The 26,388-nt window shown below is 37.4% G+C and carries 25 protein-coding genes and 1 pseudogene; 18 read left to right on the forward strand and 8 right to left on the reverse strand.

The window, feature by feature from the left end:
• The first annotated feature begins 259 nt into the window (after window positions 1-259).
• The 8 genes from J2Y67_RS12990 to J2Y67_RS13025 all read left to right on the forward strand — a co-directional run bounded on the left by J2Y67_RS12990 (window position 260) and on the right by J2Y67_RS13025 (window position 9,069).
• Window positions 260-1,417 carry a DUF4317 domain-containing protein gene (locus tag J2Y67_RS12990; RefSeq protein WP_310174632.1) on the forward strand — a complete coding sequence of 386 codons (1,158 nt, stop codon included), beginning with the start codon at window positions 260-262 and terminating at the stop codon, window positions 1,415-1,417.
• 275 nt (window positions 1,418-1,692) lie between these two features.
• On the forward strand, window positions 1,693-2,652 hold the full coding sequence (locus J2Y67_RS12995; RefSeq protein WP_310174634.1) for an aromatic acid exporter family protein: 960 nt from the start codon (window positions 1,693-1,695) through the stop codon (window positions 2,650-2,652).
• 456 nt (window positions 2,653-3,108) lie between these two features.
• Entirely contained in the window at window positions 3,109-6,066 is a 2,958-nt protein-coding gene (gene fdhF, locus J2Y67_RS13000) for a formate dehydrogenase subunit alpha (protein ID WP_310174636.1), read from the forward strand.
• Window positions 6,066-6,563 (forward strand): helical membrane plugin domain-containing protein, encoded by a 498-nt coding sequence (locus J2Y67_RS13005; RefSeq protein ID WP_310174638.1) that lies wholly within the window; start codon window positions 6,066-6,068, stop codon window positions 6,561-6,563. Before fdhF ends, J2Y67_RS13005 begins: the two co-directional genes overlap by 1 nt.
• Window positions 6,564-6,754: 191 nt before the next feature.
• The gene (locus tag J2Y67_RS13010) at window positions 6,755-7,360 is read left to right on the forward strand and encodes a trimeric intracellular cation channel family protein (RefSeq protein ID WP_310174640.1); all 606 of its coding nucleotides are present in this window, start codon (window positions 6,755-6,757) and stop codon (window positions 7,358-7,360) included.
• An 84-nt stretch (window positions 7,361-7,444) separates the two neighbouring features.
• Window positions 7,445-7,804: a Na-translocating system protein MpsC family protein gene (locus tag J2Y67_RS13015; protein ID WP_310174642.1), complete on the forward strand. Its 360-nt coding sequence runs from the start codon at window positions 7,445-7,447 to the stop codon at window positions 7,802-7,804.
• Window positions 7,805-7,813: 9 nt separating this feature from the next.
• Window positions 7,814-8,617: a formate dehydrogenase accessory sulfurtransferase FdhD gene (gene fdhD, locus J2Y67_RS13020; RefSeq protein WP_310174644.1), complete on the forward strand. Its 804-nt coding sequence runs from the start codon at window positions 7,814-7,816 to the stop codon at window positions 8,615-8,617.
• Between the two features lie 251 nt (window positions 8,618-8,868).
• Window positions 8,869-9,069 (forward strand): cold-shock protein, encoded by a 201-nt coding sequence (locus J2Y67_RS13025; protein ID WP_026574136.1) that lies wholly within the window; start codon window positions 8,869-8,871, stop codon window positions 9,067-9,069.
• Window positions 9,070-9,247: 178 nt separating this feature from the next.
• On the opposite strand, the gene J2Y67_RS13030 is transcribed toward J2Y67_RS13025, so the two are convergent.
• Window positions 9,248-9,769: a GNAT family N-acetyltransferase gene (locus J2Y67_RS13030; RefSeq protein WP_310174648.1), complete on the reverse strand. Its 522-nt coding sequence runs from the start codon at window positions 9,767-9,769 to the stop codon at window positions 9,248-9,250.
• Window positions 9,770-9,859: 90 nt separating this feature from the next.
• Here J2Y67_RS13030 and J2Y67_RS13035 point away from each other — a divergent pair.
• A pseudogene (locus J2Y67_RS13035) lies at window positions 9,860-9,982 on the forward strand (TetR/AcrR family transcriptional regulator); the annotation flags it as partial.
• Between the two features lie 330 nt (window positions 9,983-10,312).
• Window positions 10,313-11,089, forward strand: coding sequence for a putative protein N(5)-glutamine methyltransferase (locus J2Y67_RS13040; RefSeq protein WP_310174650.1), 777 nt, complete (start codon window positions 10,313-10,315; stop codon window positions 11,087-11,089).
• 194 nt (window positions 11,090-11,283) lie between these two features.
• On the opposite strand, the gene J2Y67_RS13045 is transcribed toward J2Y67_RS13040, so the two are convergent.
• The 4 genes from J2Y67_RS13045 to J2Y67_RS13060 all read right to left on the reverse strand — a co-directional run bounded on the left by J2Y67_RS13045 (window position 11,284) and on the right by J2Y67_RS13060 (window position 14,433).
• Window positions 11,284-11,511, reverse strand: coding sequence for a hypothetical protein (locus tag J2Y67_RS13045; protein ID WP_310174652.1), 228 nt, complete (start codon window positions 11,509-11,511; stop codon window positions 11,284-11,286).
• Between the two features lie 70 nt (window positions 11,512-11,581).
• A complete protein-coding gene (locus tag J2Y67_RS13050; protein ID WP_310174654.1) occupies window positions 11,582-11,761 on the reverse strand; it encodes a hypothetical protein in 180 nt (59 codons plus the stop codon).
• Window positions 11,762-12,073: 312 nt separating this feature from the next.
• Window positions 12,074-13,279 (reverse strand): COG4705 family protein, encoded by a 1,206-nt coding sequence (locus J2Y67_RS13055; protein ID WP_310174656.1) that lies wholly within the window; start codon window positions 13,277-13,279, stop codon window positions 12,074-12,076.
• 371 nt (window positions 13,280-13,650) lie between these two features.
• Window positions 13,651-14,433, reverse strand: coding sequence for a hypothetical protein (locus J2Y67_RS13060; protein WP_310174658.1), 783 nt, complete (start codon window positions 14,431-14,433; stop codon window positions 13,651-13,653).
• A 515-nt stretch (window positions 14,434-14,948) separates the two neighbouring features.
• On the opposite strand from J2Y67_RS13060, the gene J2Y67_RS13065 reads away from it, so the two are divergent.
• From J2Y67_RS13065 to J2Y67_RS13100, 8 genes are all read left to right on the forward strand, one after another.
• A complete protein-coding gene (locus tag J2Y67_RS13065; RefSeq protein WP_310174660.1) occupies window positions 14,949-16,640 on the forward strand; it encodes a methyl-accepting chemotaxis protein in 1,692 nt (563 codons plus the stop codon).
• Between the two features lie 197 nt (window positions 16,641-16,837).
• A complete protein-coding gene (locus tag J2Y67_RS13070; protein ID WP_310174662.1) occupies window positions 16,838-18,571 on the forward strand; it encodes a sensor domain-containing protein in 1,734 nt (577 codons plus the stop codon).
• Window positions 18,572-18,763: 192 nt separating this feature from the next.
• Window positions 18,764-20,839, forward strand: a complete 2,076-nt coding sequence (locus J2Y67_RS13075; protein WP_310174664.1) for a carbon starvation CstA family protein — start codon at window positions 18,764-18,766, stop codon at window positions 20,837-20,839.
• Window positions 20,832-21,035, forward strand: a complete 204-nt coding sequence (locus J2Y67_RS13080; protein ID WP_310174666.1) for a YbdD/YjiX family protein — start codon at window positions 20,832-20,834, stop codon at window positions 21,033-21,035. The genes J2Y67_RS13075 and J2Y67_RS13080 overlap by 8 nt, the downstream gene beginning before the upstream one ends.
• A gap of 791 nt (window positions 21,036-21,826) precedes the next feature.
• A complete protein-coding gene (locus tag J2Y67_RS13085) occupies window positions 21,827-21,964 on the forward strand; it encodes a hypothetical protein (protein ID WP_310174668.1) in 138 nt (45 codons plus the stop codon).
• A 199-nt stretch (window positions 21,965-22,163) separates the two neighbouring features.
• Window positions 22,164-22,301 (forward strand): hypothetical protein, encoded by a 138-nt coding sequence (locus tag J2Y67_RS13090; protein WP_310174670.1) that lies wholly within the window; start codon window positions 22,164-22,166, stop codon window positions 22,299-22,301.
• Between the two features lie 39 nt (window positions 22,302-22,340).
• Window positions 22,341-23,192, forward strand: coding sequence for an alpha/beta fold hydrolase (locus tag J2Y67_RS13095; protein WP_310174672.1), 852 nt, complete (start codon window positions 22,341-22,343; stop codon window positions 23,190-23,192).
• Between the two features lie 164 nt (window positions 23,193-23,356).
• Window positions 23,357-23,485: a hypothetical protein gene (locus tag J2Y67_RS13100; protein ID WP_310174674.1), complete on the forward strand. Its 129-nt coding sequence runs from the start codon at window positions 23,357-23,359 to the stop codon at window positions 23,483-23,485.
• A 219-nt stretch (window positions 23,486-23,704) separates the two neighbouring features.
• On the opposite strand, the gene J2Y67_RS13105 is transcribed toward J2Y67_RS13100, so the two are convergent.
• The 3 genes from J2Y67_RS13105 to J2Y67_RS13115 all read right to left on the reverse strand — a co-directional run bounded on the left by J2Y67_RS13105 (window position 23,705) and on the right by J2Y67_RS13115 (window position 25,912).
• A complete protein-coding gene (locus tag J2Y67_RS13105; protein WP_310174676.1) occupies window positions 23,705-24,502 on the reverse strand; it encodes a COG4705 family protein in 798 nt (265 codons plus the stop codon).
• Window positions 24,503-24,847: 345 nt separating this feature from the next.
• A complete protein-coding gene (locus J2Y67_RS13110) occupies window positions 24,848-25,075 on the reverse strand; it encodes an HAD family hydrolase (protein WP_310174678.1) in 228 nt (75 codons plus the stop codon).
• A gap of 363 nt (window positions 25,076-25,438) precedes the next feature.
• Window positions 25,439-25,912, reverse strand: coding sequence for a hypothetical protein (locus tag J2Y67_RS13115; protein WP_310174680.1), 474 nt, complete (start codon window positions 25,910-25,912; stop codon window positions 25,439-25,441).
• Window positions 25,913-26,388: the final 476 nt, after the last annotated feature.

Genomic DNA, 26,388 nt, shown 5'->3' on the forward strand with positions numbered 1-26,388 from the left:
ACTCCATTATCAAAATGTTTCCATTATCATCCCAAAAATATGGTATATCTATGTATTTGTTTGTTTGGTTAAAAATAATAAAAGGCAGATCTTCAAGTAGATCCGCCTTTCTATTGCACGTTTGATTCTTGTTTAATTAATTCTCTATTAAAATAGGATGATATCAACTTTATTCCTGTCTGCGACTAAAATTGAAAAAATATCAAGTATTACTATTTTTTTGTTTGAACAGTATAATCAGGGATGGGAGTTGAAACAAATGAATAAAAAAGATATCGCTAATATCCGAAAGCAATTTAAATTAGATAATTATCGTATGAACATTCGTGAAATCTTTAATGTTTATGTTCAGAAAGACTCAGGCGAGATTTACCATCAAGTTTGTCAGCCGTTTCAAATGTTGGAACAGGAAGCACAAGAGTTGTTTTTAGCCAACTTTAAAAAGGTCTTAACAGGAAATCTTGATGCCAAACTGTTTGAATTGAAATTCCAGCGGGATGTGGAATACAGTACACAATCGATTCTCTTTGAAGGATTACAAGCGGATTCAGCTGATTGGCAAGATAACATGGTGGAAATCGTCGGAAAAATGCTTGCTAATACTGCTTATGAATTTGATATGGTGGTGACATTTATCCGGGGAGAATACCGAAAGGCGACTCGGAAACGGAATGCTGAATCCGAAGAAGGCGGGGACGATGAGGTTTATTCTAACGAATTTATCCTTTGCAGTCTTAACAAAACGGATCATCCGAAAAAATCCTTGATGTTTGACTATATTGAAAAAGAATACAAGTCTTATCATGTAGTGGATCCCATTATTAATTTAGACTCTCCATTGTCAGGTTTCCTGTTCCCGACTTTTAATGAAAATGCTGCGGACGTGAACCATATTCTTTATTGTGCCGGCAAAGTGAATCAGCCGGATGTAAGATTTATTGAAGAGGTTCTAAATGGGGAAGAGATCATGACGGCCCAGGAAGATAAGGATTGCTTCGATTTTATCTTAAAAGAAGTGATGGGAGACGAAGTCGAGCCTCGGGTCATTTCCAATGTTTATGAGGAAATCGACAAGATGATTCAAGAGAATGCGGAAAAGGAAGAAAGTGAAATTCCTACGTTGGATACCCGGGACATTGAGAGAATCTTAACGGTTAGCGGGGTCGAAAATGTAGAGCCGGCTAAAGTGGAACATGCCTTCAAAGCGATTATAGATGATGAAAAATATGAATTCAAAGCCAGCAATTTAGTACCAAAAACGATCAAAATCAATACAAAATTGGCAGATGTGACCATCAACCCAAAAGATCTGAAATATGTAAAATATATTACGTTTGAAGGAAAACGGTGCCTACTGTTAGAGGTTGATGAAGAAGTGGTCGTGGAAGGATTTAAACTGGAATCGGAAACACTCTAGTGGGTTTTGATGGACAGGTTCCTTGATCCAATACAAGAGATATGAATGAGTTTCAATTGGTTCTTACAAATGGTAGGGACCAACTTTTTTTGTTTTTTGGATGATTCAAGACAATATCATAATACAGGAAAAGTAATCTCATCCACTAGGCTTCAAATATAGAAATTACCTTCGAAACCAAAGAAAGCGATGCCAAAAACTTAACAAATAAATAACCCAAAAATCAAAGAAAATCATGATAAACTAACAAAAATAGAAATGACGGGGGTGTATAGATGAAAATTGGTTTAAGGACAGTCAAAACAGCATTGGGTGCGGGGGTTTCCATCTGGGTTGCCGAATTGCTTCAACTTCAGTTTGCAAGTTTTGCTGCCATTATCTGCATCCTTTGTATAGAAAAAACGAAAAAGCAATCGATCCGGTCTTCACTGGAACGATTTGCTGCCTGTACGATTTCTTTGGTATTGAGCGGTCTGGTGTTTCGAGCGATGGGATTCAATCCTCTTGTATTTTCGTTATTCATTTTGCTGATTATTCCTGTTCTGGTTCGGCTCCGTTTGCAAAAAGGATTCATCAACGGCGTGGTGATTGTCCTTCATATTTTCACGCTGGAGAAGTTCACTCTTCCCATTGCCTTAAATGAACTTCAAATTGTCATAATCGGCGTAGGAGTGGCAATCTTGTTGAACAGTTATATGCCAAACGTAGAAAAAAACCTCAAGGAAATAAAAACAAACATAGAAGAAAAGTTCAAAAAAATATTGTTTGAATATGGCGCTTACTTGGAAAAAGGCGATCTAGGATGGGACGGGAAAGAACTATTGGAATTGGAAGAAAACCTTAATGAGGGTAAAATTTTAGCCATCCAATATGAGGAAAACCAATTGGGCATTGATAAAAAGGGATATTATCACTATTTCGATATGAGGGAAAAACAGTTTGTCATTTTAAACCGCATGCTGCCTATCGTATCCTCGCTGTATGAAGATGTCGTCCAAAGACATGTATTCGCTCAATTCCTGTATGAAATCAGCACCGATGTAAAGAGCGACAACACTGCTTACAGACATCTTCAAAGACTGGAAAACCAACATCAAAAAATGAAAGAGCTTGAATTGCCAAAGTCCCGCACAGAATTCGAAACAAGGGCATCTGTATTCCATTTAATGAACGAGATGGAGTATTATTTAAGAACAAAAATAAACTATTACGACGAAAAACAGATTGATGTTTAACCTACCATCTAAAAAATTCTGTAATACCGAAAGACGTTCAAAACCATTTCCCTTTTCGGAAAAGTAATGATGAAAGAAGGGTGGACGGAGAAATTACCAGTGGCAGATGACCGTAAAGAAATAACATAATTATTTCTATACAAGTTTTCCTTCTAGAATGAAGCGTAAAATTCTCTTGTAACCCTTAAACGTTACAGTCTATGTGATTGGCTCTAAAAGAAATTTGTTATTGAGATTAAATACTAAATGCATTATAATTATAGTATAAAAGTTAATGGATGGTAAGTAATGTAATATTGCCTACCTCTATGTCTTTTGCATAGTTTTAATGGTGAGATGGATAACAAGTAGGATAAACTGCTTAGATATTAGCCCGCCATAAAATAGTTTGTGTAAAGTCAAACACACACTATTTTATGGTGGGCTTTTTATTTTGGGAAAAAGGGAGAGTTTTCATTGTCTGAAATAGTGAGAGTAAAGATTAATGGCGAGGAACGTAAGGTAAAAAAAGGTGTTCGTATTCTCGATTATCTTTTGCAGCAAGGAATTGAGCATCCACATATCTGTTATTCAGAGGTATTAGGTCCAATTCAAACATGTGATACATGTATGTGTGAGATTGATGGGAAAATGATGAGGGCATGTTCCACGGAAATGGTGGAAGGAATGAATATTTTAACTTCCTCAGAACGGGCCAAATCTGCACAAACAGAAGCAATGGATCGTATTTTAGAGAATCACTTACTTTATTGTACGGTTTGCGACAATAATAACGGAAATTGCCGTGTTCATAATACAGCGGAGTTTTTAGAAATTGAACATCAAACTCGTCCATTCCGAGAAAAAGGTTATGAGGTAGATATGTCACATCCTTTTTACCGATACGATCCTAATCAATGTATTCTTTGCGGGCGTTGTGTAGAAGTGTGCCAAGATCTACAGGTTAATGAAACGCTAACAATTGATTGGGAACGAAAAATGCCGCGTGTCTTGTGGGATAATGGTAAATCCATCAATGAATCTTCCTGTGTATCTTGCGGACAGTGTGCAACAGTATGTCCATGTAATGCACTAATGGAAAAATCGATGTTGGGAGAAGCTGGATTTATGACAGCCATTCCGAAAGATTTGTTAAACCCTATGGTTGATCTTATTAAAGAAGTTGAACCGGATTATAAGACCATTTTTGCCTTATCAGAAGTAGAAGCAGCGATGCGGGAGACCCGTACGAAGAAAACCAAAACCGTTTGTACCTTTTGTGGAGTAGGATGTTCATTTGAAGTATGGACAAAGGGACGTGAAATTTTAAAAATTGAACCAACTGAAAATGGACCTGTAAACAGCGTTTCTACCTGTGTGAAAGGAAAGTTCGGATGGGATTTTGTTAATAGTGAGCAACGTCTTACTACCCCTTTAATCCGAAAAGGGGATGAGTTTGTTCCTGCAACTTGGGAGGAAGCCTTGTCATTGATAGCCGAAAAAATGGGTGCGATTAAACAAACCTATGGCGGACGTGCATTAGGATTTGTAAGTTCTTCCAAAACTACAAACGAAGACGCCTATCTTATGCAAAAATTAGCTCGGCAAGTATGTGAATCAAACAACATTGACAACTGTTCACGTTACTGTCAGTCTCCTGCCTCAGATGGATTGCTCACGACAGTTGGATACGGAGGTGACTCCGGTACCATTAAAGATATTGCAAGCAGCGGTCTTGTCATCATAATTGGTGCGAACCCAACTGAAGGACACCCTGTGCTAGCAACTCGGGTTAAGCGCGCAAAGAAACTATACGACCAAAAATTGATAGTTTCCGATCTTCGAAAACATGAAATGGCGGAGCGTTCCGATCTGTTTTTACATCCAAAACAGGGAACGGACTATGTTTGGATAACGGCTATTGCCAAATATATCATCGATCAAGGCTGGCATGATGAAAAGTTTATTGAAAAACGTGTAAATCAATATAGTGAATATCTTAAACTTCTTGAAAAATACACACTTGAATATGCAGAGGAAGTAACGGGACTTTCAAAAGAACAGCTTATCGAAACAGCCAGAATGATTCACGAAGCAGACGGAACTTCTATTTTATGGGGAATGGGTGTCACTCAAAATGTTGCAGGATCCCATACATCTGCGGCTATCGCCAATCTTTTACTCGTAACAGGAAACTTTGGACGTCCTGGTGCAGGGGCATATCCTCTTCGCGGACACAACAATGTACAAGGCTCATGTGACATGGGGACTCTTCCACAATGGCTTCCAGGGAATCAGCGGTTAACAGACGATAAGGCACGAGCAAAATTTGAACAGGCATATGGAGTCAAAATTTCCGACAAGCCAGGGTTCACAAACATTGAAATGTTAGAGGCGGTGGAGAAAGGCGAATTAAAAGCCATGTATCTAATGGGAGAAGATATGGCATGGGTCGATTCAAACGCAAACCATGTGCATGACACCCTTAGGAAGCTGGAATTTTTTGTCGTACAGGATGTGTTTCTAACAAAAACAGCTCAATTTGCAGATGTTGTCTTACCGGCGGCTCCATCACTTGAGAAGGATGGAACATTCACCAATACAGAGCGGCGCATTCAACGGCTGTATCGTGCACTTGATCCATTAGGTGACTCAAAACCAGATTGGTGGATTATTCAACAAATTGCAAAATATATGGGTGCTAATTGGAACTATGAACATCCAAGTGAAATTATGGATGAGATTGCAAGCTTGTCTCCGTCTTTTGCAGGTGTATCATATGAACGGCTTGAGGGATGGAACAGTTTACATTGGCCAGTACAAAAAGATGGTACGGATGAGCCACTTCTTTATACGAAGCGTTTTAACTTTCCAGATGGAAAAGCTCTTTTTTCTCTTGAAGAATATGTTCCGCCTATTGAGTTTTCACAAGAATTCGACCTTACTTTGAATAACGGACGCCTTTTAGAACATTTCCATGAAGGGAATATGACCAATAAATCGAAAGGGATTCAATATAAGTTACCTGAAGTATTCGTAGAAGTTTCGCCAGAACTTTCCCGGGAACGCGGTGTGAAAGATGGCTCGTTGGTACGCCTAGTATCACCTTATGGTGCGATCAAGCTTCGTACGGTCGTAACAGATCGGGTACAAGGAAAAGAACTCTATGTCCCTATGCATTCTGTCAGTCATGAAAATGCTATTAATCTACTAACAGGAAGTGTCGGCGATGTTCGGACACAAACACCAGCCTATAAACAGACAAAAGTAAAAATGGAATTAATAAATCTAAAGGGGAGTACACCACTTCCATTGTATAATCCGCGGTATGCAAAGCGAAATCCGCAGCTGGGTGTACAAGTGGAACGAAAATGGGCACGTAAAGATTATGAGCCAATTGCAGACTTGAATCATCTATCAAGGGGGAATAAATAATGGCGAAACCAATAACCAAGATCAAAGAGCCTATTTTTTCAGAAGAGGAAAAAAAGGCTGATAGAATCGAAGGTGTTATCCAGGATTTAGCAGAAAATGCAGATGGAATTAAAGAAACGATTAAGCTTCTTCAAGAGCTTCACGAAAGTGGTGTTCTTGAAGCTTTAAATCGTTTTATTGATGCGAAAGAAAAAGTTGCAAAAATTGCGGTAGGACAATTATTACGTCCTCCTGTAACAAATGCAATTAACAATGGGATGGCTGCAGCTGGAGCACTGACAGAACTCAATCCTGAAATGACCAAAAAGATAATGAATGGAATGACAAGGGGGATTCAAAAAGCAGAGAAGGAACTTCGAACAAACAAGAAAATGGGTGTTTTTAAATTAGTAAAACTCATGAGAGACGCTGATATTAACCGTGCTTTGACATTTTCTTTATCTTTACTGCAAGGAATTGGGGCAGGATTGAAGGAGCAATCTCAAGGGAATAAGTAATTTGAAATTTAAGATGTTGTTAAAGTGATTAGATTCATCTATTGCTAGTTTTTGGTTCACTGAATTCGATAATAAGACTTAGTTATCATATTTATAAGAATCTATAAATTGCTTTGAAAATTGTCCAGCGCAAGCAGCTGTTGGGGCTGACCAAGGCGCTTGTGCTTCGCTTATAAGGAGGAAAGGATCAATTGACTTGGTCGGTTTTACACATAATCGGAATTTTTGCTTATGCAGCCAGTGGGGCATTTGTTGCTATGCAGGCCAAATTTTCTATTATTGGAATCTTTGTCCTTGGGCTTACAACGTCTTATGGCGGAGCAGTGATTAGAAATGTAGTTCTTGATGTCCCTATTTCTGATATCTGGGATCGTCAATCCTTACTGATTGTACTTATAACACTGACTACAATCGTATTTGTTGAGAGGAAATGGGTGAATCATTGGAAACGATGGGGGTATTTCTTTGACTCTATTGGTCTTGCTTCCTTTGCGATACAAGGGGGACTGTTAGCAAAAAGTCTGCAGCATGATCTAGGCATTATTGTCATTGCTTCTATGTTTACTGGTGTTGGCGGCGGAATGGTTCGAGATTTGTTAGCGGGTAGACCTCCCCTTGCTTTAAAGGAGGAAATCCATGCAATACTAACATTTTTGTGTGCAATTTGTATTTGGTCTGGGTGGAGCAGTCCTATTGAATTGACGACCCTAGTTGTTTTCGTCGTATTTATTCGTATGTTTTCAATTCATAATAAATGGAGGCTTGAACTTCCGTGTAATCGGATTGAAAACCAATAATAATTCTGTGGTAATGACGAATTCGTAAATTGTTAACGAAAACCTTGGTGAAAATAAAAAACATGATGATAGGAGGAGGATATGATGACAAAGAATTTGGAACATAAATTTTGTATGTTGATTCGAGAAATAAGAAAGGAGTATATTGGGAATGGACCGAGAGAAATTACTACTCGTATTGCTGGTCCTTGGGTAATTTGTGAGATGAAAGGTAATTTAACAAATGTTGAAAAGTTTATGATAGGTTCAAATGAGGGACAGTTGATGGTTCATGAGGCACGAACTGAATTAGTGAAAAATATTTATAAGGATCCTGCCCTTGTGAATAAACTTGAGGAAATGATGAATGCAAAAATTGTGAGTATTTTTACAGATATCAATATTGAAATTGATACTGCGATGACGGTTTTTGTTTTTGATGAATCTATTATGGGCAAGGAATGAGACCCTTTGATGAAACCAATAGTGAAAAAACGAGAAATTCTCAGATGTACAAATGGGTATACGGAAACAACTGAAGATATGATTGTAACAGAGTTCCCTGTTACAGTAAAAATAAATGGACAAGAACTTGTGACAATGGTCTGTACGCCGGAGTATATAGAAGATATGGTAATTGGTTATTTAGCTTCTGAAGGGATCATAAGGTGTTATGAAGATATAAGAGAAATATGGGTTCAGGAAAGAGAAGGTTATGTACATGTAGAAACAGATAAACTAAATCCTTATTATCAAAGTTTCCAAAACAAAAGATATATTACGTCATGCTGTGGAATGAGCAGACAAGGATTTGTCTTCGTAAACGATGCATTAAATGCTAAAAAAATGAAGGAAATTAGAGTGACTCTTTCTACAGAGCAATGCTTTCGTTTAATGAAAGAATTGCAAAATTCTGCCACAACTTTTCAAGATACAGGAGGAGTCCATAACGCAGCACTTTGCGATGAAAATGGCTTAATTATAAGTCGAATGGATATAGGTCGGCATAACGCTTTGGATAAAATATACGGATATTGTTTAAGAAAAACAATCCCGATTGGAGAAAAAATTATTGTTTTTAGTGGACGAATTTCTTCAGAAATTTTATTAAAAGTATCAAAAATAGGATGTGAAATAGTTCTTTCAAAATCAGCTCCTACGGAATTGGCTCTACAGCTGGCAAAAGAACTCAGGATCACGACGGTAGGATTTATCCGCAATCAATCTTTGAACATTTATACTTGTCCAGAAAGAATTAAAATTAGTAGTCTTGTATAATAGTTCCTTTTTTCTTTTTGTGAAATCGGCCAGTGTCCTTGAAAAAATTGTATGAGGAGTTAGGAGGAGATTTGGTATGCTTTTAACTTTTCCAATAGCTCTTGAAAGCACTTTCAATTAATGTTATCCTATTGGTGAATTATTTTTGTTCGGTGTAAAGGATAGGATAAGTTCAACTTTTCGTCTAATGATCACTGAGAGCAAGAATAGTACTACATTGTGTGTATTTACACGCTAGGAGGCAATATTGAATGGAAAACGGTAAAGTAAAATGGTTTAACAGCGAAAAAGGCTTCGGATTCATCGAACGTGAAGGTGGAGAAGATGTATTCGTTCATTTCTCAGCGATCCAAGGCGAAGGCTTCAAAACTTTGGAAGAAGGACAAGCTGTTACTTTTGACGTTGAGCAAGGACAACGTGGTGCACAAGCTGCTAACGTTCGTAAAGCTTAAGGCTATAAAAGCAAAACTCGCCCCTGTTAGGGCGAGTTTTGCTTATTATAGTTTTGGTTCTTTATTAAACAAAAGCATCGATGAATTTATGTACACAATTTAACCATTTAAATAAACATCTACAAAAGATATTTAGACATTTGTTTTGCCTTCCATCTACCTTACAACTTCTTCAATTTCAAACAAACTTCTCCATACGAATATCTTTCCACATTTTACCTTGCCAATATGTAAAATCTTCAATACAACCGATTTCTTTGTACTCTAGCTTCTGATAGAGCTTCTGAGCTTGTTCGTTAAATTCAAATACGCCTAATTCAATCCGTTTAAGCCCTTGCTTCTTAATCTGTTCCTCTAAGTATTGAATCGCTGCAAAACCAATCCCTTTTCCCCGTCCATTGGGCTCACCAATTGTGATACCTATCCAGGCGCTCCCGGGCTCTTTTTTGTAGAGATGATCTGGATCAACCATATAGTTCATTTCACCAATCAACTGGTCATTCAGATAGATTAGGTAGACTTGATGGTTTTCCAGGCGTTTTATTAAGTCATCCAGGGTGATTTTTTCACGACGTTCCATTTCTGATTTGTTTTGGTTAGGGCGAATCAATGGAATTAAAGTTGGGTCGTTTTCCCATTTATTAAACACCTCGACAAGACTTGAAGTTGGTTCCGTTAATTTTATAAATTGAATAGTCATTGTGTTTGCCTCTCCTATATATTTACATTTTTCGTTTGGTAAAGCCTATTTTAGCTGGATTCTTTTTCGAGTACTTAAAGCAATGGTGCTTTTTGGTGTAATGGATATGAAAAAACGTCTATGCAAGATTTAGTAGAATATATGGACATACACCGTAGAAGTAATTATGGCACATTTGGTGATAAATTGACTTTGATTCTAAGGGCTTTCAACTTTTCGAAGAAATAAAAACCGCTGTTTCATCAAATTCTTTGTTTCTAGCGATTTTCCACCTTCTTTGAAAAAAATGGTATCATTTTTAGAAAGATCAGTAAAGAATAATCTGAATATTTCGATAGAATTTAAAAATTTTAGAGGCTATCAATAGTAAGTAGAATGAATGAATGTATAGGACTCAATTCGAGGCAGATTCTCTTATTCTATTAACCGAGCAGGGGAGAGGAAGAAGGATTTTGCCAATTTTTAGCGAATACCTATCATAACCTTTACAAAGATTGGGTGGTATTCATAGGGAAGCAATTGAAACTTAAAAGTGATGACCAAATGATAAAAAATATTATCGGGATTCTTCGGACCGCTGGTTGTGTTTTTGCAGAAGAAGAGGCTCAGCTCCTTATTTCTGAGGCACGGACCTTGGATGACCTCTCCAAGATGGTCAATACTCGAATTACAGGTATGCCGCTTGAACATGTCCTTGGTTGGGCGGAGTTTTGCGGCATGAGGATAGCAGTAGACCCGGGAGTCTTCGTACCACGCCGCCGTACGGAGTTTCTCGTCCAAAAGGCAGTATCCTTATCTGCGCCTGGAGCAATAGTCGTTGACCTTTGCTGCGGTACGGGTGCGGTGGGTGTCGCGATCGCAAAAGCTCTAGGGTGGATTGAGTTGTATGCAGTCGACATCGACCCAACCGCCGTGAGCTGTGCACATCGCAATGTTACAACTCTGGGTGGCCTCGTATATGAAGGGGACCTCTATCAGCCACTACCTGCCAAACTGCGCGGGAAAGTCGACATCCTTGTAGCAAACGCACCTTATGTACCGACCGAAGCAATCCAGTTGCTCCCACAGGATGCACGTCTGCATGAACCGATGGCGGCGCTTGACGGAGGAAATGACGGACTTGACATTCAGCGAAGAGTGGCAGAAGAAGCGTCCCAATGGTTAGCTCCTGGAGGGCATCTAATAATAGAGACGAGCAAAATGCAGGCACCTCAGACCGTTGAAATCTTTGCCCAATACGGGCTAATCCCTCAATTGACACACAATGATGAATTGGATGCTACCATCGTTATTGGATCCAAGCCTGCCCCTTTTGAATAACAGTGTAACTTGATGTTTGCTTGGCGTTTGGGCTAATAGACCTTTATATACTACAATGTTAGAAAGATGTATTTTCACTTTCTTCTGTGCCACATGGATGGCTAATCGGTGTGTTTTTACGCTATGTGAAGACGCATCTTTCTTTTGGAAGTTACGGGACAATGCAAAATTTATAGCTTAGAAAATTAAAAGAACTATTTAATTAAAATCTTTTCACTAACGATCCGTACATAACGAACTAAAGATGAATTTATCCTATAATTACCTTGTCCATTTTTCACATTAATGGATTTGTTCCTTTCCAGCTTTTCAATTACTTCTTGTTCAACATCTTCTTTTTTAACATCTATTTCTTTTATCAGTTTTTCGGTTACGATATCATGATCTAACGTATAGCAAACAATAAATTCCTTCACATTCATTTTCCTTTCTATTCATTATTAAGAAGATACAGTCCATTTATAAAATTCATATAGGTTAGGATTTTAGTAATTATTTAGTTTTGCCTTTCGAAGACCTTACACACGAAAAAGCGATCCATAGTGATAGAATAAAGGATAGTATTCCTGCAATTTCGGTACTAATCCGATGATTCTGATTTAAAAATATTTCATACGTACCATAGACAAAACCTAAACAAATTAAAATTAAATCATGTATAGAAATCTTCATTTTCTTTACTCCTTTACCATCCTAAAAATGACTTATCTCTTTTTATTTATTTTAAGAGATGAAAGAGGAAAGTAACTTCCTTTCAAGATTTTCATGTAACAATTATGTAACAATCTTGTAATAATTGATATAGTTAGGACGAATTTTTTAAAAATAGATTCTAAAGTACTATCATTTTACATATTTTGAAATTTAATAGTTCAAAAGTATTAGTCAGATACTGACTAGTGCTTGTGACGAACTAGGAGTTTTTCCTCCCAGAATGGGATGTTTCAATCAAAAAGGAACCGCGATGTGCGATTCCTAAGATTTTTATTTATTTGCTCCGTTTATGGTACTAAGCGATTGGGTTAATGAAGATTTACAATGGATGACATCAGGGTTGGATGAACGAACTGCAGCTAATACAACGTCAATCGTTCCATCAATTTTAGTCCAAGTTGTGCCATCTATTTTCCTAAGTTTAGGCTCCGACGTGTCCCATTCATGTTCCAACTCATCGGCCCCTTTTTTCGCCGAAGTAAAGTCTTTTGCGTTTATTTTGTTTATCATATCACTTTCAATTTTAGCAAAATCTGTTAATTGCCCAATCAATGTGGTTTGTGCAGAATTGGTTTGTGATGCTATATCATTACTCCGCCAAACATAACCGCCTATACCAACAACTAAGAAAATGCAAAGGACCGATATGGTTTGTGTTAAAACACTTTTCTTGCTTCCATGAGTTTGGTTTGTTTCTGCTGTTTCATTTTTTGCCTTTGTATCAATTTTTGTAACAGCAAGAAAAATAATGATGGCCAAAATAGCGATAAGAAATATTACACTTGTGCCTGTTGTCCCCAAGCCTAATCCGCCATTTTTTGGGGGTTGAGATAAGTAATCTCCTAATGATGCTCCCAGTGGGCGAGTAAGAATATACGCAATCCAAAAAGCCAATATCCCATCAAGATTCAAAAATTTCCATGCTAAAAATACACAAGCTATGATAATAACGACGGCTATTCCTGTGTGTAGATAACCAAAACCGAGTTGTTCGGAATATAAATCTCCGACTGCTGTTCCAAGTGCAAATGTGAATAGAATGGTTAGCCAATAAAAAATTTCTCTTTTTCTTGTATAGATCGAGTGGATCGAGAGTGTTTTTTCACTAAGATACCAAAAAAGAAATGTCAATCCTAGTAGCACGGAGAAAACGGCTGTACTAAGCTCAAGCGGTACTCCCATTCCATCTGTTAAATTATCCGTTACCAACGTCCCAAATACACTTATAAGCACAACTGTGGACCAATAAATGCCGGGAACATATTTTGTTGTTCTGAATTGAAGATACAATACAATGAAAAACGCGATTCCCATTAGTAAGGTGGTGTTGGTTAAACCAAAGCCAAGGTTGAAATTTAGGAAATCAGCAAATGTTTCACCGACTGTTGTACATAAAATTTTGATGATCCAGAAGAAAATAGTTACTTCTGGTACCTTGTTAAGCAACAGTTTCATTTTATTTTGGTTTGTTTGCATACATAATTTCCTTTCTTTACTGCTAAGAATCCTTTCAAAGAACTCGTCTCTTTTTTTGAAGTAGTTAGGGTTACAAAGCCATTTGCATCTCTTACTTTCATTTGAAATAATGCTTGTTTTTACTATAGTAGAAATTTGGCGGCTGTTTATTAAAAACCGATTAATATTAACTTAAGTGTGTATTAAGTATAGATAGTATTTTCATATTGTTCATATGGTTCAGGAGTGTTGGAGAAGGGGATTCTGGAAGTGATTTAACAGAAAGAGGAAATATTAAGATTAATTTTATTCCATATTTTAAAAGCCGAAAATATACAAGGTAATATTCATACCCTGTACATTTTCGGCTTATTTAATACAAATAGATAAAATTAAGCTGATTGCTTTTTGTCTCTTTTTGTTCGTGCTTCCTTTTTATTTGCCTTAGATTTATCTGCTTTAGATTTTTTTGATTTTGACACTCTAAAAAATAGGATTAATCCTGCATTAAACATTAGAGTCCATACAAGTGCGAATTGATTCCCACTAAAATAGATTCCTAAAATAGGGATCAACAAAAATACGATGCTTTTCGCATAATAGTTTACTTTCGGATTAATGGCCATCAAAACGGATATCATAACAAGCAACGATGGGATGATATTATTCCCCAAAAAGGAATGATTCATATAATTTACATAGATGTAATACCCAAATGATCCTAAAAGGGCAAATAAGGAAAGATAAAATCTCATAAAGGACCTTTTATAAAACAGCACCCAGACGGCAATGAAATTAATCGCTACACAAATTCCAACAACATATAAGGTATGATAAAACATGCTAATAGGATCCTTCATAAAGCCCAAAAGAAATTTGAAGTTTAAAAAAACAGCTGCTACTACAATAATCTTAAAAACTAGTTTTACCCAGGGCATTTCCACTTTCATTTTCTTTTTTGACGATCTGGAACTTGATCTTGATTTTGTTCTGGATGGCGGGTTTACTTCCGTTTCGCTCTCTTCATCTGTATTTTTCTTTTTCCTATCCATAAACCATTGTTTATATCCTCCTTCATCTAGTTCCTTTCCTGCTTCTTGCCTAGTAGGATATTCTTTATATTCTTCATCATAAAATTTATCTTCTTGTTGGTCTGACTCTGAATTAAAACCCAATGCACATTCACCTCAAGTATTTTTTTAGCTGGTAAGAAAGTATAAACTTTTACCAAGTTTATACTTTCTTACTGCGCATAAGTGCAACTACGCCTCTGTCATCGCCCTTAGGGGCTCGCCAATCGGCGAGTTTTCTTTATCATTATATCTTATTTCAATAAAAGTAGGGATTTCTATGCTCCTTCCTTCGTATGAAGATCATAATTGAATAGAGGTATCCCGTAAAAGATTTTTAATAGAACTTTTGAATATTTTGGTACAAATTTGGTGTTTTGCAGTAAATCCCATAATAAATGTAACAATCCTCACACGCAATAGACCTATTTAACTATAAATTAATAGGATAAACATAGGGAAATTTTATCAATCATTCAGAAATTCTATAATGGGGGTCAGTAATGAATGGATATCAATATCCAATTAATAGTAAGCCAAGTACTAGATTAAAAGGGAGTATTTTCGAAAAGACAACTACATAATATTTGAACAACTTGGGAAAAGGTGGTATGAAAAGAATGAGAATTACAATTGGAAAAAAGTTATTTTTCAGTTTTGTTGCTGTTTTAATGATTCTTTCTGTTTCAGTAGCAATGAGTTATTCACAAATTACTTCAGTAGATAAATCTTATAGTAATTTATTTAACGATAAAGTCCAAAAATTAATTATGATCCAAAAAATGAATGTTGCCATTAAACAGGAGCAGGTTGAGCTCCGTGGATATTTAATAGCAGGCAATGATGAGGCTAATGAAAGGTACATGAAAGCACATGATGACTATTTGAAACTAAGTAAAAGCCTAGATAAGATTATTAATAACTCAAAAGCAAAAGAGTTATTAAATGAGCTAAATCAGATTGAAAATGAATATTTTCATTTTGGAAATAAAGAAATTCAACTTAAACAAGAAAATAAATCCGAGGAATATACAAAATTAATTAAGGAACAAGGTCTTGAAATTATTAAAAGATTCGACCACAAGATAGAAGAACTCGTTACGTTTCAACAGAGCTTATTAGATAACGGAAATCAAGATAATACATCCAAAGTGGAAAGTGTCAAGAAATGGGTCTTAGTGATAGGAATCGTTTCTATTGTAATTGGGATGATCATAGCCCTCATAATCGGTCGTATCATTTCTACGCCATTGGTTAAGATGGCAAAAATGGCTGAAAAAATAGCCTCTGGCAATCTTACTTTCGATGAAATAAAAATGAAAAATAAGGATGAAATCGGTGACTTAGCGAACTCATTTAATCAAATGACGAATAATCTTCGTCACTTGATCCAAGAAGTGGGTGCAAATGCTGAACAGGTTGCCGCTTCTGCGGAACAATTATCTGCAAGTGCGGAAGAAACGAGTGCTGCTTCCATTCAAATCGGAGAAACCATGCATCGAGTGGCGGATGGTGTGAATAGGCAGGTTCAAAGTATAGAAGAGACCTCTTTAACCATCAATGAATTGTCTGTTGGTGTTCAACAAATTGCAAATAATTCTTTGAATGTATCGAATAGTTCGGTTAAAGCCTCTGAAAAAGCCTTAGACGGAGGCAAGGCTATACAAACTGCTATCTTACAAATGAATTCAATTAGCAAAACTGTTACGGGTCTATCAGAAGTGGTTGAAAGTCTTGGAAAAAGGTCAAATGAAATAGGCAAAATCATTGAAGTGATTACAGGTATTGCGGCACAAACAAACCTTTTATCCCTAAATGCTGCCATTGAAGCTGCCAGGGCAGGAGAACATGGACGAGGATTTGCAGTAGTCGCCGATGAAGTACGAAAATTAGCCGAACAATCAGCACAGTCTGCAGAACAAATTTCCCAATTAATATCAACGATTCAAGAGGAAACGACTAAAACCGTCCAATCTATGGAGATTGCGACGAATGAAGTTTCAACTGGAATTGAAATAGTTAATTCAGCAGGGAATTCTTTTGAAGAGATAACGGGGGCCATCGATGAAGTGACTAGTCAGATACAAGAAGTATCGGCAGCAGTTCAGGAAATAGCTGCTGGTTCAGAACAAATGGCACAATCCGTTAAATTAATTACAGAAGTGTCTGAGTCTACAGCCGCCGGGACACACGAAGTAGCTGCAGCTACTCAGCAGCAATCTGTCTCAATGAAAGAAGTAACAAAATCGGCAAACTATTTATCAACCATGGCCGAAGAATTACAAAAACTAATAGGACGATTTACCATTTAGAAAAGGATCAAATATCTGAACTTTGATTCGTTACTGTTTTTTTATTACTAATAAAAGGAAAGATGAGAAGAGGCCGTAAAACGAAAATAATACCAGAACAACTTGCGGTCCCTTACGTCTCTTTGTTAACCATGGAAGGTTGGCAAACAACTTATATATACTTTGAAAGGGTTAATAGAAGGGGATTTTGAAATAAAATGACAGAGTGCTATCACGAACTAAAAAATGATTCCAAAAATATTGAATTAGAACTGACATGCAAAGTGAAGGAATTTGAGGATCTTAAATTTGCATTAGATCAATCTGTGATTGTGGCAACAACAGACAGTACAGGAATCATTACGGAAGTAAATAACAAGTTTTGCGAAATATCGAAGTATACGAAAGAAGAATTAATAGGAATGAACCATAGTATTTTAAATTCTGGGTATCATTCAAAAAAGTTTTTCAGAGAAATGTGGAAAACCATTAGAGCAGGCAAGGTTTGGAGAGGGAATATAAAAAATAAAGCAAAGGATGGAACTTTTTATTGGGTAAAAACGACGATTATTCCGTTTTTCAATCAAAATGAATTACCCTATCAATATATTTCGATTCGACAAGACATTACAGACTTAAAGGAAGCAGAGATGCAAATACTGCAAAACTCTTATCATGATGAATTAACAGGGCTCCGAAATCGTCACTTCTTTTATAATGATTTAAGTAAATGGATCGATGAAAATAAGGAAAATAGAATGGCACTGCTTTTTTTAGATTTAAACCGATTTAAATATATAAATGATACATTAGGCCATAGTTGGGGAGACCAAGTTCTTAGGGCAGTTTCAAAAAGATTGCTGAATCATCTACAGGATAAAGCGGAATTATATCGTTTTGGGGGCGATGAATTCATTATTGTATTAAAGAATTACCCAGTGGATGAGGTAAAAGAACTGGCAAATGAAGTAACAAGGTTACTTTCAAATCCTTTTCAAATTAAGAGCGAAAATTTGTATCTAGGGGTTAGCATTGGAATTAGCCTTTTTCCTAGGGATGGAATCGATCTTGAAACGCTTGAAAAAAAAGCAGATAGTGCAATGTACTTAGCAAAAATGAGGGGTACAAATGCGATTCAATATTATTCATCAGAAGAATACGCAGATATGCAGAAAACGATGCATCTGGAAAGAGCGTTAAGACAGGCGGTTGAAGAAAAATCCTTCACGCTTCATTATCAGCCACAAGTGGAGTTATATTCCAATGAGATTATTGGAGTAGAGGCGTTAATTCGTTGGGAACATCCAACCCTTGGAAACATACCTCCTTCTGAATTTATCCCACTGTCAGAAAAAACGGGGTTAATTACCCCTATAACGAAATGGGTTCTTGAAACAGCATGTGTGCAAAATAAAAACTGGCAGGAAAATGGTTTAGCTCCAATTACAATTGCGGTGAATATATCACCTTACTTGTTAAAAGGTGATTTGGTTGAGATGATCACTCAAATTTTAATTAAAACAAAATTACAACCCTGTTATTTGGAATTAGAGATTACGGAAAGTTTAATGCAAGACCCAGAGTTTACCATACCCATTTTAAGAAAATTAAAGTCTCTGGGGGTACGGCTGTCAATAGATGATTTTGGTACAGGTTATTCATCTCTATCCTATTTAAAACATTTCCCCATCGATAGCCTAAAAATTGACCAGTCCTTCATTAAAGAAATACAAAATGACGATGGGATTATTGTTAAAACGATTATTGATATGGCTTCCCATTTAAATGTTAGTGTGGTGGCTGAGGGTATTGAGAATCAAGAACAACTAGATTTTCTTTCAAACCTTAATTGTTCTACAGGACAAGGATTTTATTTTAGTCACCCGTTACCAAGTAAAGAAGTCTATAAAAAAATCCAAAACAAAATATTCGAAATATATCAGGTTAATTAAAATCAATCCGATTTTAATAGCATATGAATGAACAACAAAGGGACGGAATATCCGTCCCTTTGTTTATGGAAGTTAATCTAGATTCTCATCAAAATTTTATTGAGGTTTGGAGAATAGGACAAAAGAGTTATTTTAATTTTCTGAATAACGAATTACAATATTGGTAGATTTTAGAAAAGGTGGCGATGGGATTTGAAAGCGGTTAAATCGATTCTCATTTGGGGGGTAATAGCAGCCCTTGGTGCGGCAGGATTTGCTGTCATGGCCTTAAACAGCGGGGAAAGCATTAATGCTGTGTGGCTATTAACAGCTGCCGTTTGTGTGTATGCAATTTCTTATCGATTTTACAGCAGGTTTATTGCGAGAAAGGTATTTCAGCTTGACGACAAACGCAAAACACCATCAGAAATGAATAACGACGGGAAAGACTATGTTCCAACGAACAAATGGGTACTCTTTGGACACCACTTTGCGGCCATTGCCGGTGCTGGACCGTTAGTCGGACCGATCTTGGCAGCCCAAATGGGATATTTACCAGGAACCATTTGGATTGTCGTCGGTGTGGTACTAGCTGGTGCCGTTCAAGATTTCATTATACTGTTTGGCTCGATGCGGCGAAATGGGAAGTCACTCGGTGAAATGATTAAAGACGAAATGGGCCGAGTAACCGGTCTGATCTCCATGATTGGCATTTTAGGAATTATGATTATCTTATTAGCTGTTTTAGCGTTGGTGGTTGTGAAAGCCTTGACGGGTAGTCCATGGGGAATGTTCACCATTGCAGCCACCATACCGATTGCCATTTTTATGGGGATTTATATGCGCTATATTCGTCCAGGCCGTGTTGGAGAAGCATCCATTATCGGAATTGTATTATTGCTTTTCTCTCTCTACTACGGTCAAACGGTTGCGGATACCCCGGAATTAGCAAAGATTTTCACCTTTAAAGGGGAAACCATTGCCATTATGATGATTATCTATGGTTTTATTGCATCGGTCTTACCTGTATGGCTTCTGTTAGCACCTCGGGATTATTTAAGTACGTTTTTAAAAGTAGGAACAATTCTCGCACTCGCTTTAGGGATCATCATCGTGGCACCGAATCTTGAAATGCCAGGCTTAACGAAATTCATTGATGGAACGGGTCCTGTTTTCGCAGGAAATCTCTTCCCATTCTTATTTATTACGATCGCTTGCGGCTCTGTTTCTGGGTTCCACGCCTTGGTCTCTTCGGGAACGACACCGAAAATGATTGAGCGAGAATCACATGCGCGGCCAATTGGATATGGTGCCATGCTGACAGAATCATTTGTCGCCATCATGGCGATGATTGCGGCGTGCGTGTTGACTCCTGGAATTTACTTTGCGATTAACAGTCCTCCTGCCCTAATCGGAACCGATGTGGTCCAAGCGGCAAAGACTGTTTCCAGTTGGGGATTTACGATCACACCGGATGCTTTACAAACGCTTGCTAATCATGTAGGGGAGCAAACGATTCTTTCTAGAACGGGCGGTGCCCCAACCCTTGCCATTGGAATGGCTGTCATTTTTTCAAAAATAATCGGCGGGAAAGCATTAATGGCTTTTTGGTACCATTTTGCCATCCTTTTCGAAGCCTTGTTCATCTTAACCACCATTGATGCCGGAACACGTGTCGGACGCTTCATGATTCAGGATTTACTTGGGACGGTTTATAAGCCTTTTGCAAAAACTGACGCATTCATTCCAAATATCATTGCAACAGCCTTTTGTGTTACCTTCTGGGGTTACTTCTTATATCAAGGGGTCATTGACCCGTTAGGCGGAATTAATACGTTATGGCCGCTTTTTGGAATCGCCAACCAAATGCTGGCGGGTATTGCATTACTTCTTGGTACCACGATACTTTACAAAATGGGCAAAAAAGCCTATGTATGGGTAACTTTGCTACCAACGACGTGGCTGTTAATTGTCACCTTAACGGCCGGTTGGCAAAAATTATTTCATGATAATCCGAAAATTGGCTTCCTTGCCCATGCGGATATTTTTAGTGAAGCAAATTCAACTGGAAAAATCCTAGCTCCGGCTACGACGGCAGCACAAATGAAACAAGTCATTATCAACGATTATGTAGATGCAGCACTTACAGCCATTTTCATGATCGTGGTCATTGTCGTGTTAATCTCTGCACTCCGTATCTGGTTTAAAGTATTAACCAATCACAAATTACCGTTGCATGAAACACCTTATGTGCAACGGGATAAGGGAGATTATACAAATTATGCTTAACAAAATAAGAGAATTCAACGCCTATAGGAAGCAATTTATTAGTTTGCTGGTTGGAGTTCCTAGCTATGAAACCTATGTCGATCATATGAATTTGCACCATCCAGACATACCGATTAAGTCACGGAAAGAGTTTTTCTGTGAGGTACAGGAAGCACGATATAACGCAAAGGGCGGAAAGGTTTCAAGGTGCTGTTAAACAGTGATTTAGCATGAGCACTGGTTGACATATGAAGAACATTTTCACGGGGATGTCTCTTAGTTTTGTCCTTCATGGCTGGGTCCTATGCGACTGAATCCAGTGAAGAAGCGCGTCCACGGTCGCATAGCCTTGTTCTATGCGACCGAGTCATGGGAAGAATTGCGTTCATGGTAGCATAGCCGGGTTCTATGCGACCGAGTCATTGGAAGAATCCTGTCCACGGTAGCATAGCCGTGTTCTATGCGACCGAATCCAATTTAGAATCCTGTCCACGGTAGCATAGCAAGGTTCTAAGTGAACGAATCCTAGTAAGAATTCGTCCACGTCTGCGTCTCAAACTTATGAAGTACATTTATACGAGGATGTCCCTCAGATTTGTCCTTCATTGAGCTTATGAAGGACATTTTCACGGGGATGTTCCTTAGAGTTGTCCTTCATCGACCTTATGAAGAACATTTTCACGAGGATGTCCCTTAGATTTGTCCTTCATGGAGCATATGAAGAACATTTCACGGGGATATCCCTTAGATTTGTCCTTCATGGAGCATATGAAGAACATTTCACGGGGATATCCCTTAGATTTGTCCTTCATGGAGAATATGAAGAACATTTACACACGGATGTCCCTCATACTTGTCCTTCATCAATCCTATAAAGATTTACAATGACGGTTATATTCTAGCAGAACAGTTAAAATTCAACAGGGTTTAAAAAAACTCATGCACAAATTCTAACAATCGCCCATATAGTAGCTTCTGTGGGAAATATGTTAGAAAGGAAGTAGAACGATGATTAACAATCAAATAGTAATATCAACTAAAAACGAGTATAAAGATGGAAATAATGGGTATAAGGTAATAGAATTCAATATAACGGATCCAAGTGAAAATTTATTTGCAGTAGTTACTCCAGTAAAAAAGCAATAAAAAAATTTACTCGAACTTGTAAAACTATCTTTTTTGTATTGATACATAGAAAGATGGTTTTCTTTATTTTTTGATGGATTCTATAAGCCCCCTAAATCACATACCTATGTACTATTCTTAAATATTCAATTAGAAAAAGATGGCAGCTCTTGCCGAGACTTTATAATGCTTAAGCCGTACAAATAAAAATGATGCTTAATTGATTTTTCCAAATGAATCAAAGGTATTGGATGAAGGGGGAGGTAAGATCATGTTTTACAGAAAAACAAAGGAAATTAATAGTAGTTTAGAATCGATCACAAGCTTAGAAGAAGTCATGATCGGCGGACTGAATTAGTCCATCCTCATTAGAGGAGAAAACACAAATAACCCGTTAATGCTGTTTTTGCATGGTGGACCTGGAACCGCCCAAATTGGCTTGGCTCCTAAATTTCAACGTGATTTAGAAAAACACTTTACGGTGGTGAACTGGGACCAAAGGGGGGCTGGTTTATCCTATTCCAAAGATTTTAAAAAAGAAGACCTTACGATTGAAAATATGGTAATGGATACGGCTGAATTAATCCAATACCTGTTAAAACGCTTTAATCAGCCAAAACTGTTTTTAGTCGGTCATTCTTGGGGATCGGTGCTAGGGGTGTTGGCATCCCAAAAAACACCCGAATACATTTATGGATACATAGGAATTGGTCAAGTCGTGAACATGAAGGTAGGAGAAAAAATTTCTTATGATTATACAATCAATAAAGCGAAAGATTTAAATCATAAGAAGGCACTAAAAAAATTAGAGGAGATCGAATATAATCCGAATGATATGAAATATTTAGGAGTTCAAAGAAAGTGGCTAGCCAAACTCGGGGGATCATTCATCGGAGTAACCATGTATAATCTTGTTTATTCAAATATTCTATTTGCACCTGAATATACCATGAAAGATTGGTTCGTTTTTATAAAAGGGGGCAAGTTTTCATTGGATTCTTTATGGGAAAAGTTAATGGATATAAATTTCACCGAAACAGTTCCAAAGCTGGAGGTTCCGGTTTATATTTTCGCAGGTAGACATGATTATCAAGACCCATCCATATTAGCAGAACAATACTATCAGACTTTGGAATGTCCACATAAAGAATTAATCTGGTTTGAAAATTCAGGACATCTTTTAAATTACGAAGAAGTGGAAAAATTCAATGCAGAATGCTTAAAAATTAAGGAAAACACATTAAACTAGTAAATTAAATAGAGTACTGAATACCTCTAATAGAAAATCATGGAGCATAGCACACAAAAAAGAAAGCAAACTAAAATGGTGGATGCTCGAATGATGAAATAGGAAAAGAATATGTTGGCATCCTTGGGAAAAGAAAAAATCAAAGCGTAAGGATGGTGTAAAAAATGACTACAAAAAAGAACAAGGAATTAAGAAATAATCATGCAATGCCTAAGACAGATGTAGAATTCGCAAACAATGGACTTGAAAAAGTAGCCTTAAAATCCCAAGAAAGACAAGGGAAAAATAAGTAAGCAAAGGGGACAGTTACCCTGTCCCTCAGATACTTAATGTAGATCGTCAGAAGACGGTCTTTTTTGGGTTAACAAAAATGCAAAATTCAGAAAGGAAAACAAGCTGTTTTTCTTTCTGAATTTATGTTAGGTTCCTTTTATTAGTATTCATGTCAATTGTCAGACGTGCCTTCTACAATCGTTTTTCAGCTATGGCCATAGATGTATCAACATATATTATTAAGATGCTTTTTCTTCATTATCCTTAACTTCCTCGCTCTTTGCGGGTGAGCCTCCCCGAAAGATGACTAGGAGAATAATAAAGATTAATAAAACAAGGGTAACCAAACCTTTGCCTAGCCCCAGACCCCCATGACTATGAGCTGCCCCTAACCAATCCGAGAACGAGGCACCTACTGGACGCGTCATGATATAAGCGAACCAGAAAGCAAAAATTTCATTTAGACCAAATAATAGGAAACCCAAAGCTGGAATAGCAAGTAAGCCAGTAAATAATAAACCCGAAGAGAAGTAACCCAAGTGCATGCTGGTTGCGGTCATATCGCCTGCGGCGGTACCGAGTGCGAATGTTACCAGTACGGTAAGCCAATAAAAGATCTCACGACGGCGGGTGAAGATGCTGTGTACGGACAGAGTTTTTTCTTTGGAATACCATGTGATGAGGACAATAGCAAGTGCCACCATAAAGAAGATGGTTGAAACGATGTAGGGAGTGCCTAGTCCAACTCGAACGACATCTGCAGCCATTGTGCCAAATATACTTACCATTACGACAACTAACCAGTAGATCCTTGGTATATATCGGCGTACTTTGAACTGCAAGATCATTGCGGCTACAAAAATAAGAACACTTAGAGGTGCCGAAATAAATGGATTTAGATTCTCGAATAAATAATCGGAGGCCACTTCACCCATTCCAGTAGTCAGCAGCTTAATAATCCAAAAGTAGATTGTAATTTCTGGAACCTTAGCAAAAATTTCTATTGCCTGATTCCTGGTGACCGATAAAGACTTCAAATTTAGGACCTTCTTCCAATAATGATTAATGACAAAGGCTTAATCCAGCTGGGGATTTTCCCCTATTGATAACAATTCACCAGCTGTTTCGCCAAAAGTAGTAGCAAAAACCTTCATAATCTAAAATACATTCTCATTTTAACAATTTCTCTCCTCTTAAAATAATAAAGCAACCTTAATACCGTCTTAATTAATTGTTAAATTATTATTAAATTAAACGTGAAACTAGCTCAGGGCTTTAACTAGAGAATCTAAATTATTAGGACAAGAAAATTAGAAGATTCAGAAGCGTTTTTAGCTATACAGAATTCTGATATTGAAGAAAAAAATTATTTTAAAATAACCCTAAATCACAAATGATTCATATGATTTATAAAGATAACGTTCTATAAACTCAGCTAATCCATCATTTTCGTGGTGTCCTGTAACAAAATCAGCACCAGTACCGACATGACGAAGCATCTCTATATCATTGGGTCCGTCTCCAATGGCTACAACTTCATTTGGACTAATTCGAAATTCGCGAAGTAAACTTTTTATAGCAGACCATTTGGAAACATTAGGAGCAACCATTTCAAACCCGTCATTCCGAGGGGAGTTGAGCCATCCTCTATGCTTACTGAATTAACGGGGAAGATGAATTTGATTTGAAAGATGGAGCTTAAGGCTGTATTAGAATATCAGTATTGATAAAAAGAGGTTGGAACTAATCAATTATATAAATTTATTGCACAGAAAAGATACGGAAGGTTTTTTAAATAACAATGTAAACGAGGAGTATTTCATATTGTAAAGGTGTTTAATTTTTGAAGCAGAAAAAAACCCCTAAGCTGGATTATTAGTCCAACTCAAGGGGTTAACATCAAGTATGTCCTTTAACCTGCTCGGTTAGTTTATAAAAAAAGGTCACAGGAGGTTGCCCTTTTGTTTTCCGCCTCATCTTTTTTTCGCCTTCAATAAGGCCGCGTAATTTGCCGCCTTTTCGGGTGGAGCAGTGAGAGAATTCTCATAACCTTTCTGGAAGCTTTTTTCGTATGCCTTCACAAACCTCTGCCCGAGTATCCGCTGGGCCGCCTGTACCGCATTCATTTCCGGATGTGCATGAAGGTAGGCGTCGAATTTCTCCCCAGAGGAAAAAGAGAGGTAAACCTGCTTGAGAAGTCCTATTTTCATAAGGAGCCGAGCTATCTCCTTCTTGTTGTCCAAGGTTAGTTGGGAGGGCGGTATCTGCTGCCAAGCACGGGAGATCCTGAAATTATGCCGGTCTTCAAGCCCCAAACGGATTCCTTCATAATATCCTTCTTCCATCCCCATCAGAACAGGGTCCGGCGGCGGGTGGCCGTCAGTCTGAAGACCGCCGGCGAAAAGAATGCTAGCAAATAGTAAAAAGGCCATAAATTTCCTTATCACAGCTTTTTCCCCTTTCTGTTTATTTCGTCTTCTTTAGTTTAACCAGTCATTTTCTTCATATGTAGTAGGGAAGGAGGAGAATCTGTTTGAGAAAAAAAGAATGTGAGAACAAGATATTAATTTAATTCTTAAATCCACATTGGATATAAAGGATGATGGGGGGCAAAACCCCCATGGGCGGAGTGGAGCATGTACATCATTTGGAAAAATGTGGGGTTAAACATTGCTCCACTATTTAACAATGCCTTCACGATGCCTAGTTGATCTGAACTCATTTTATTTAAACATTAACTCTATACCAAGGGTTATGATTTCCTGTGAATAAGCGAGTATTCGAGAAAAATTCGTATTAAACGGAAGGAGTTGAAAAAGCCGACCAAATTGATATGCTCCCTCTAAAGTGGACAGATGAAAAAACAAAAATCTGTCGTTACTTTAGGGGGATTTTTTATGTCAAAGAGAAGTAAATATTCTGC

The sequence above is a fragment of the Neobacillus niacini genome (assembly GCF_031456445.1).
In the GTDB taxonomy this organism is placed as follows: Bacteria; Bacillota; Bacilli; order Bacillales; family Cytobacillaceae; genus Neobacillus; species Neobacillus niacini_I.

What these genes read in the sequence shown, in the direction of transcription:
- J2Y67_RS13015 (WP_310174642.1), top strand. Translation starts at nt 7,445, where the DNA reads ATGACAAAGAATTTGGAACATAAATTTTGTATGTTGATTCGAGAAATA.
- J2Y67_RS13005 (WP_310174638.1), top strand. Translation starts at nt 6,066, where the DNA reads ATGGCGAAACCAATAACCAAGATCAAAGAGCCTATTTTTTCAGAAGAG.
- fdhD (WP_310174644.1), top strand. Translation starts at nt 7,814, where the DNA reads ATGAAACCAATAGTGAAAAAACGAGAAATTCTCAGATGTACAAATGGG.
- J2Y67_RS13100 (WP_310174674.1), top strand. Translation starts at nt 23,357, where the DNA reads ATGACTACAAAAAAGAACAAGGAATTAAGAAATAATCATGCAATGCCT.
- J2Y67_RS13045 (WP_310174652.1), bottom strand. Translation starts at nt 11,511, where the DNA reads ATGAATGTGAAGGAATTTATTGTTTGCTATACGTTAGATCATGATATC.
- J2Y67_RS13110 (WP_310174678.1), bottom strand. Translation starts at nt 25,075, where the DNA reads ATGGTTGCTCCTAATGTTTCCAAATGGTCTGCTATAAAAAGTTTACTT.
- J2Y67_RS13050 (WP_310174654.1), bottom strand. Translation starts at nt 11,761, where the DNA reads ATGAAGATTTCTATACATGATTTAATTTTAATTTGTTTAGGTTTTGTC.
- J2Y67_RS13080 (WP_310174666.1), top strand. Translation starts at nt 20,832, where the DNA reads ATGCTTAACAAAATAAGAGAATTCAACGCCTATAGGAAGCAATTTATT.
- J2Y67_RS12995 (WP_310174634.1), top strand. Translation starts at nt 1,693, where the DNA reads ATGAAAATTGGTTTAAGGACAGTCAAAACAGCATTGGGTGCGGGGGTT.
- J2Y67_RS13055 (WP_310174656.1), bottom strand. Translation starts at nt 13,279, where the DNA reads ATGCAAACAAACCAAAATAAAATGAAACTGTTGCTTAACAAGGTACCA.
- J2Y67_RS13095 (WP_310174672.1), top strand. Translation starts at nt 22,341, where the DNA reads ATGCTGTTTTTGCATGGTGGACCTGGAACCGCCCAAATTGGCTTGGCT.
- J2Y67_RS12990 (WP_310174632.1), top strand. Translation starts at nt 260, where the DNA reads ATGAATAAAAAAGATATCGCTAATATCCGAAAGCAATTTAAATTAGAT.
- J2Y67_RS13070 (WP_310174662.1), top strand. Translation starts at nt 16,838, where the DNA reads ATGACAGAGTGCTATCACGAACTAAAAAATGATTCCAAAAATATTGAA.
- J2Y67_RS13085 (WP_310174668.1), top strand. Translation starts at nt 21,827, where the DNA reads ATGATTAACAATCAAATAGTAATATCAACTAAAAACGAGTATAAAGAT.
- J2Y67_RS13030 (WP_310174648.1), bottom strand. Translation starts at nt 9,769, where the DNA reads ATGACTATTCAATTTATAAAATTAACGGAACCAACTTCAAGTCTTGTC.
- J2Y67_RS13025 (WP_026574136.1), top strand. Translation starts at nt 8,869, where the DNA reads ATGGAAAACGGTAAAGTAAAATGGTTTAACAGCGAAAAAGGCTTCGGA.
- J2Y67_RS13065 (WP_310174660.1), top strand. Translation starts at nt 14,949, where the DNA reads ATGAGAATTACAATTGGAAAAAAGTTATTTTTCAGTTTTGTTGCTGTT.
- J2Y67_RS13040 (WP_310174650.1), top strand. Translation starts at nt 10,313, where the DNA reads ATGATAAAAAATATTATCGGGATTCTTCGGACCGCTGGTTGTGTTTTT.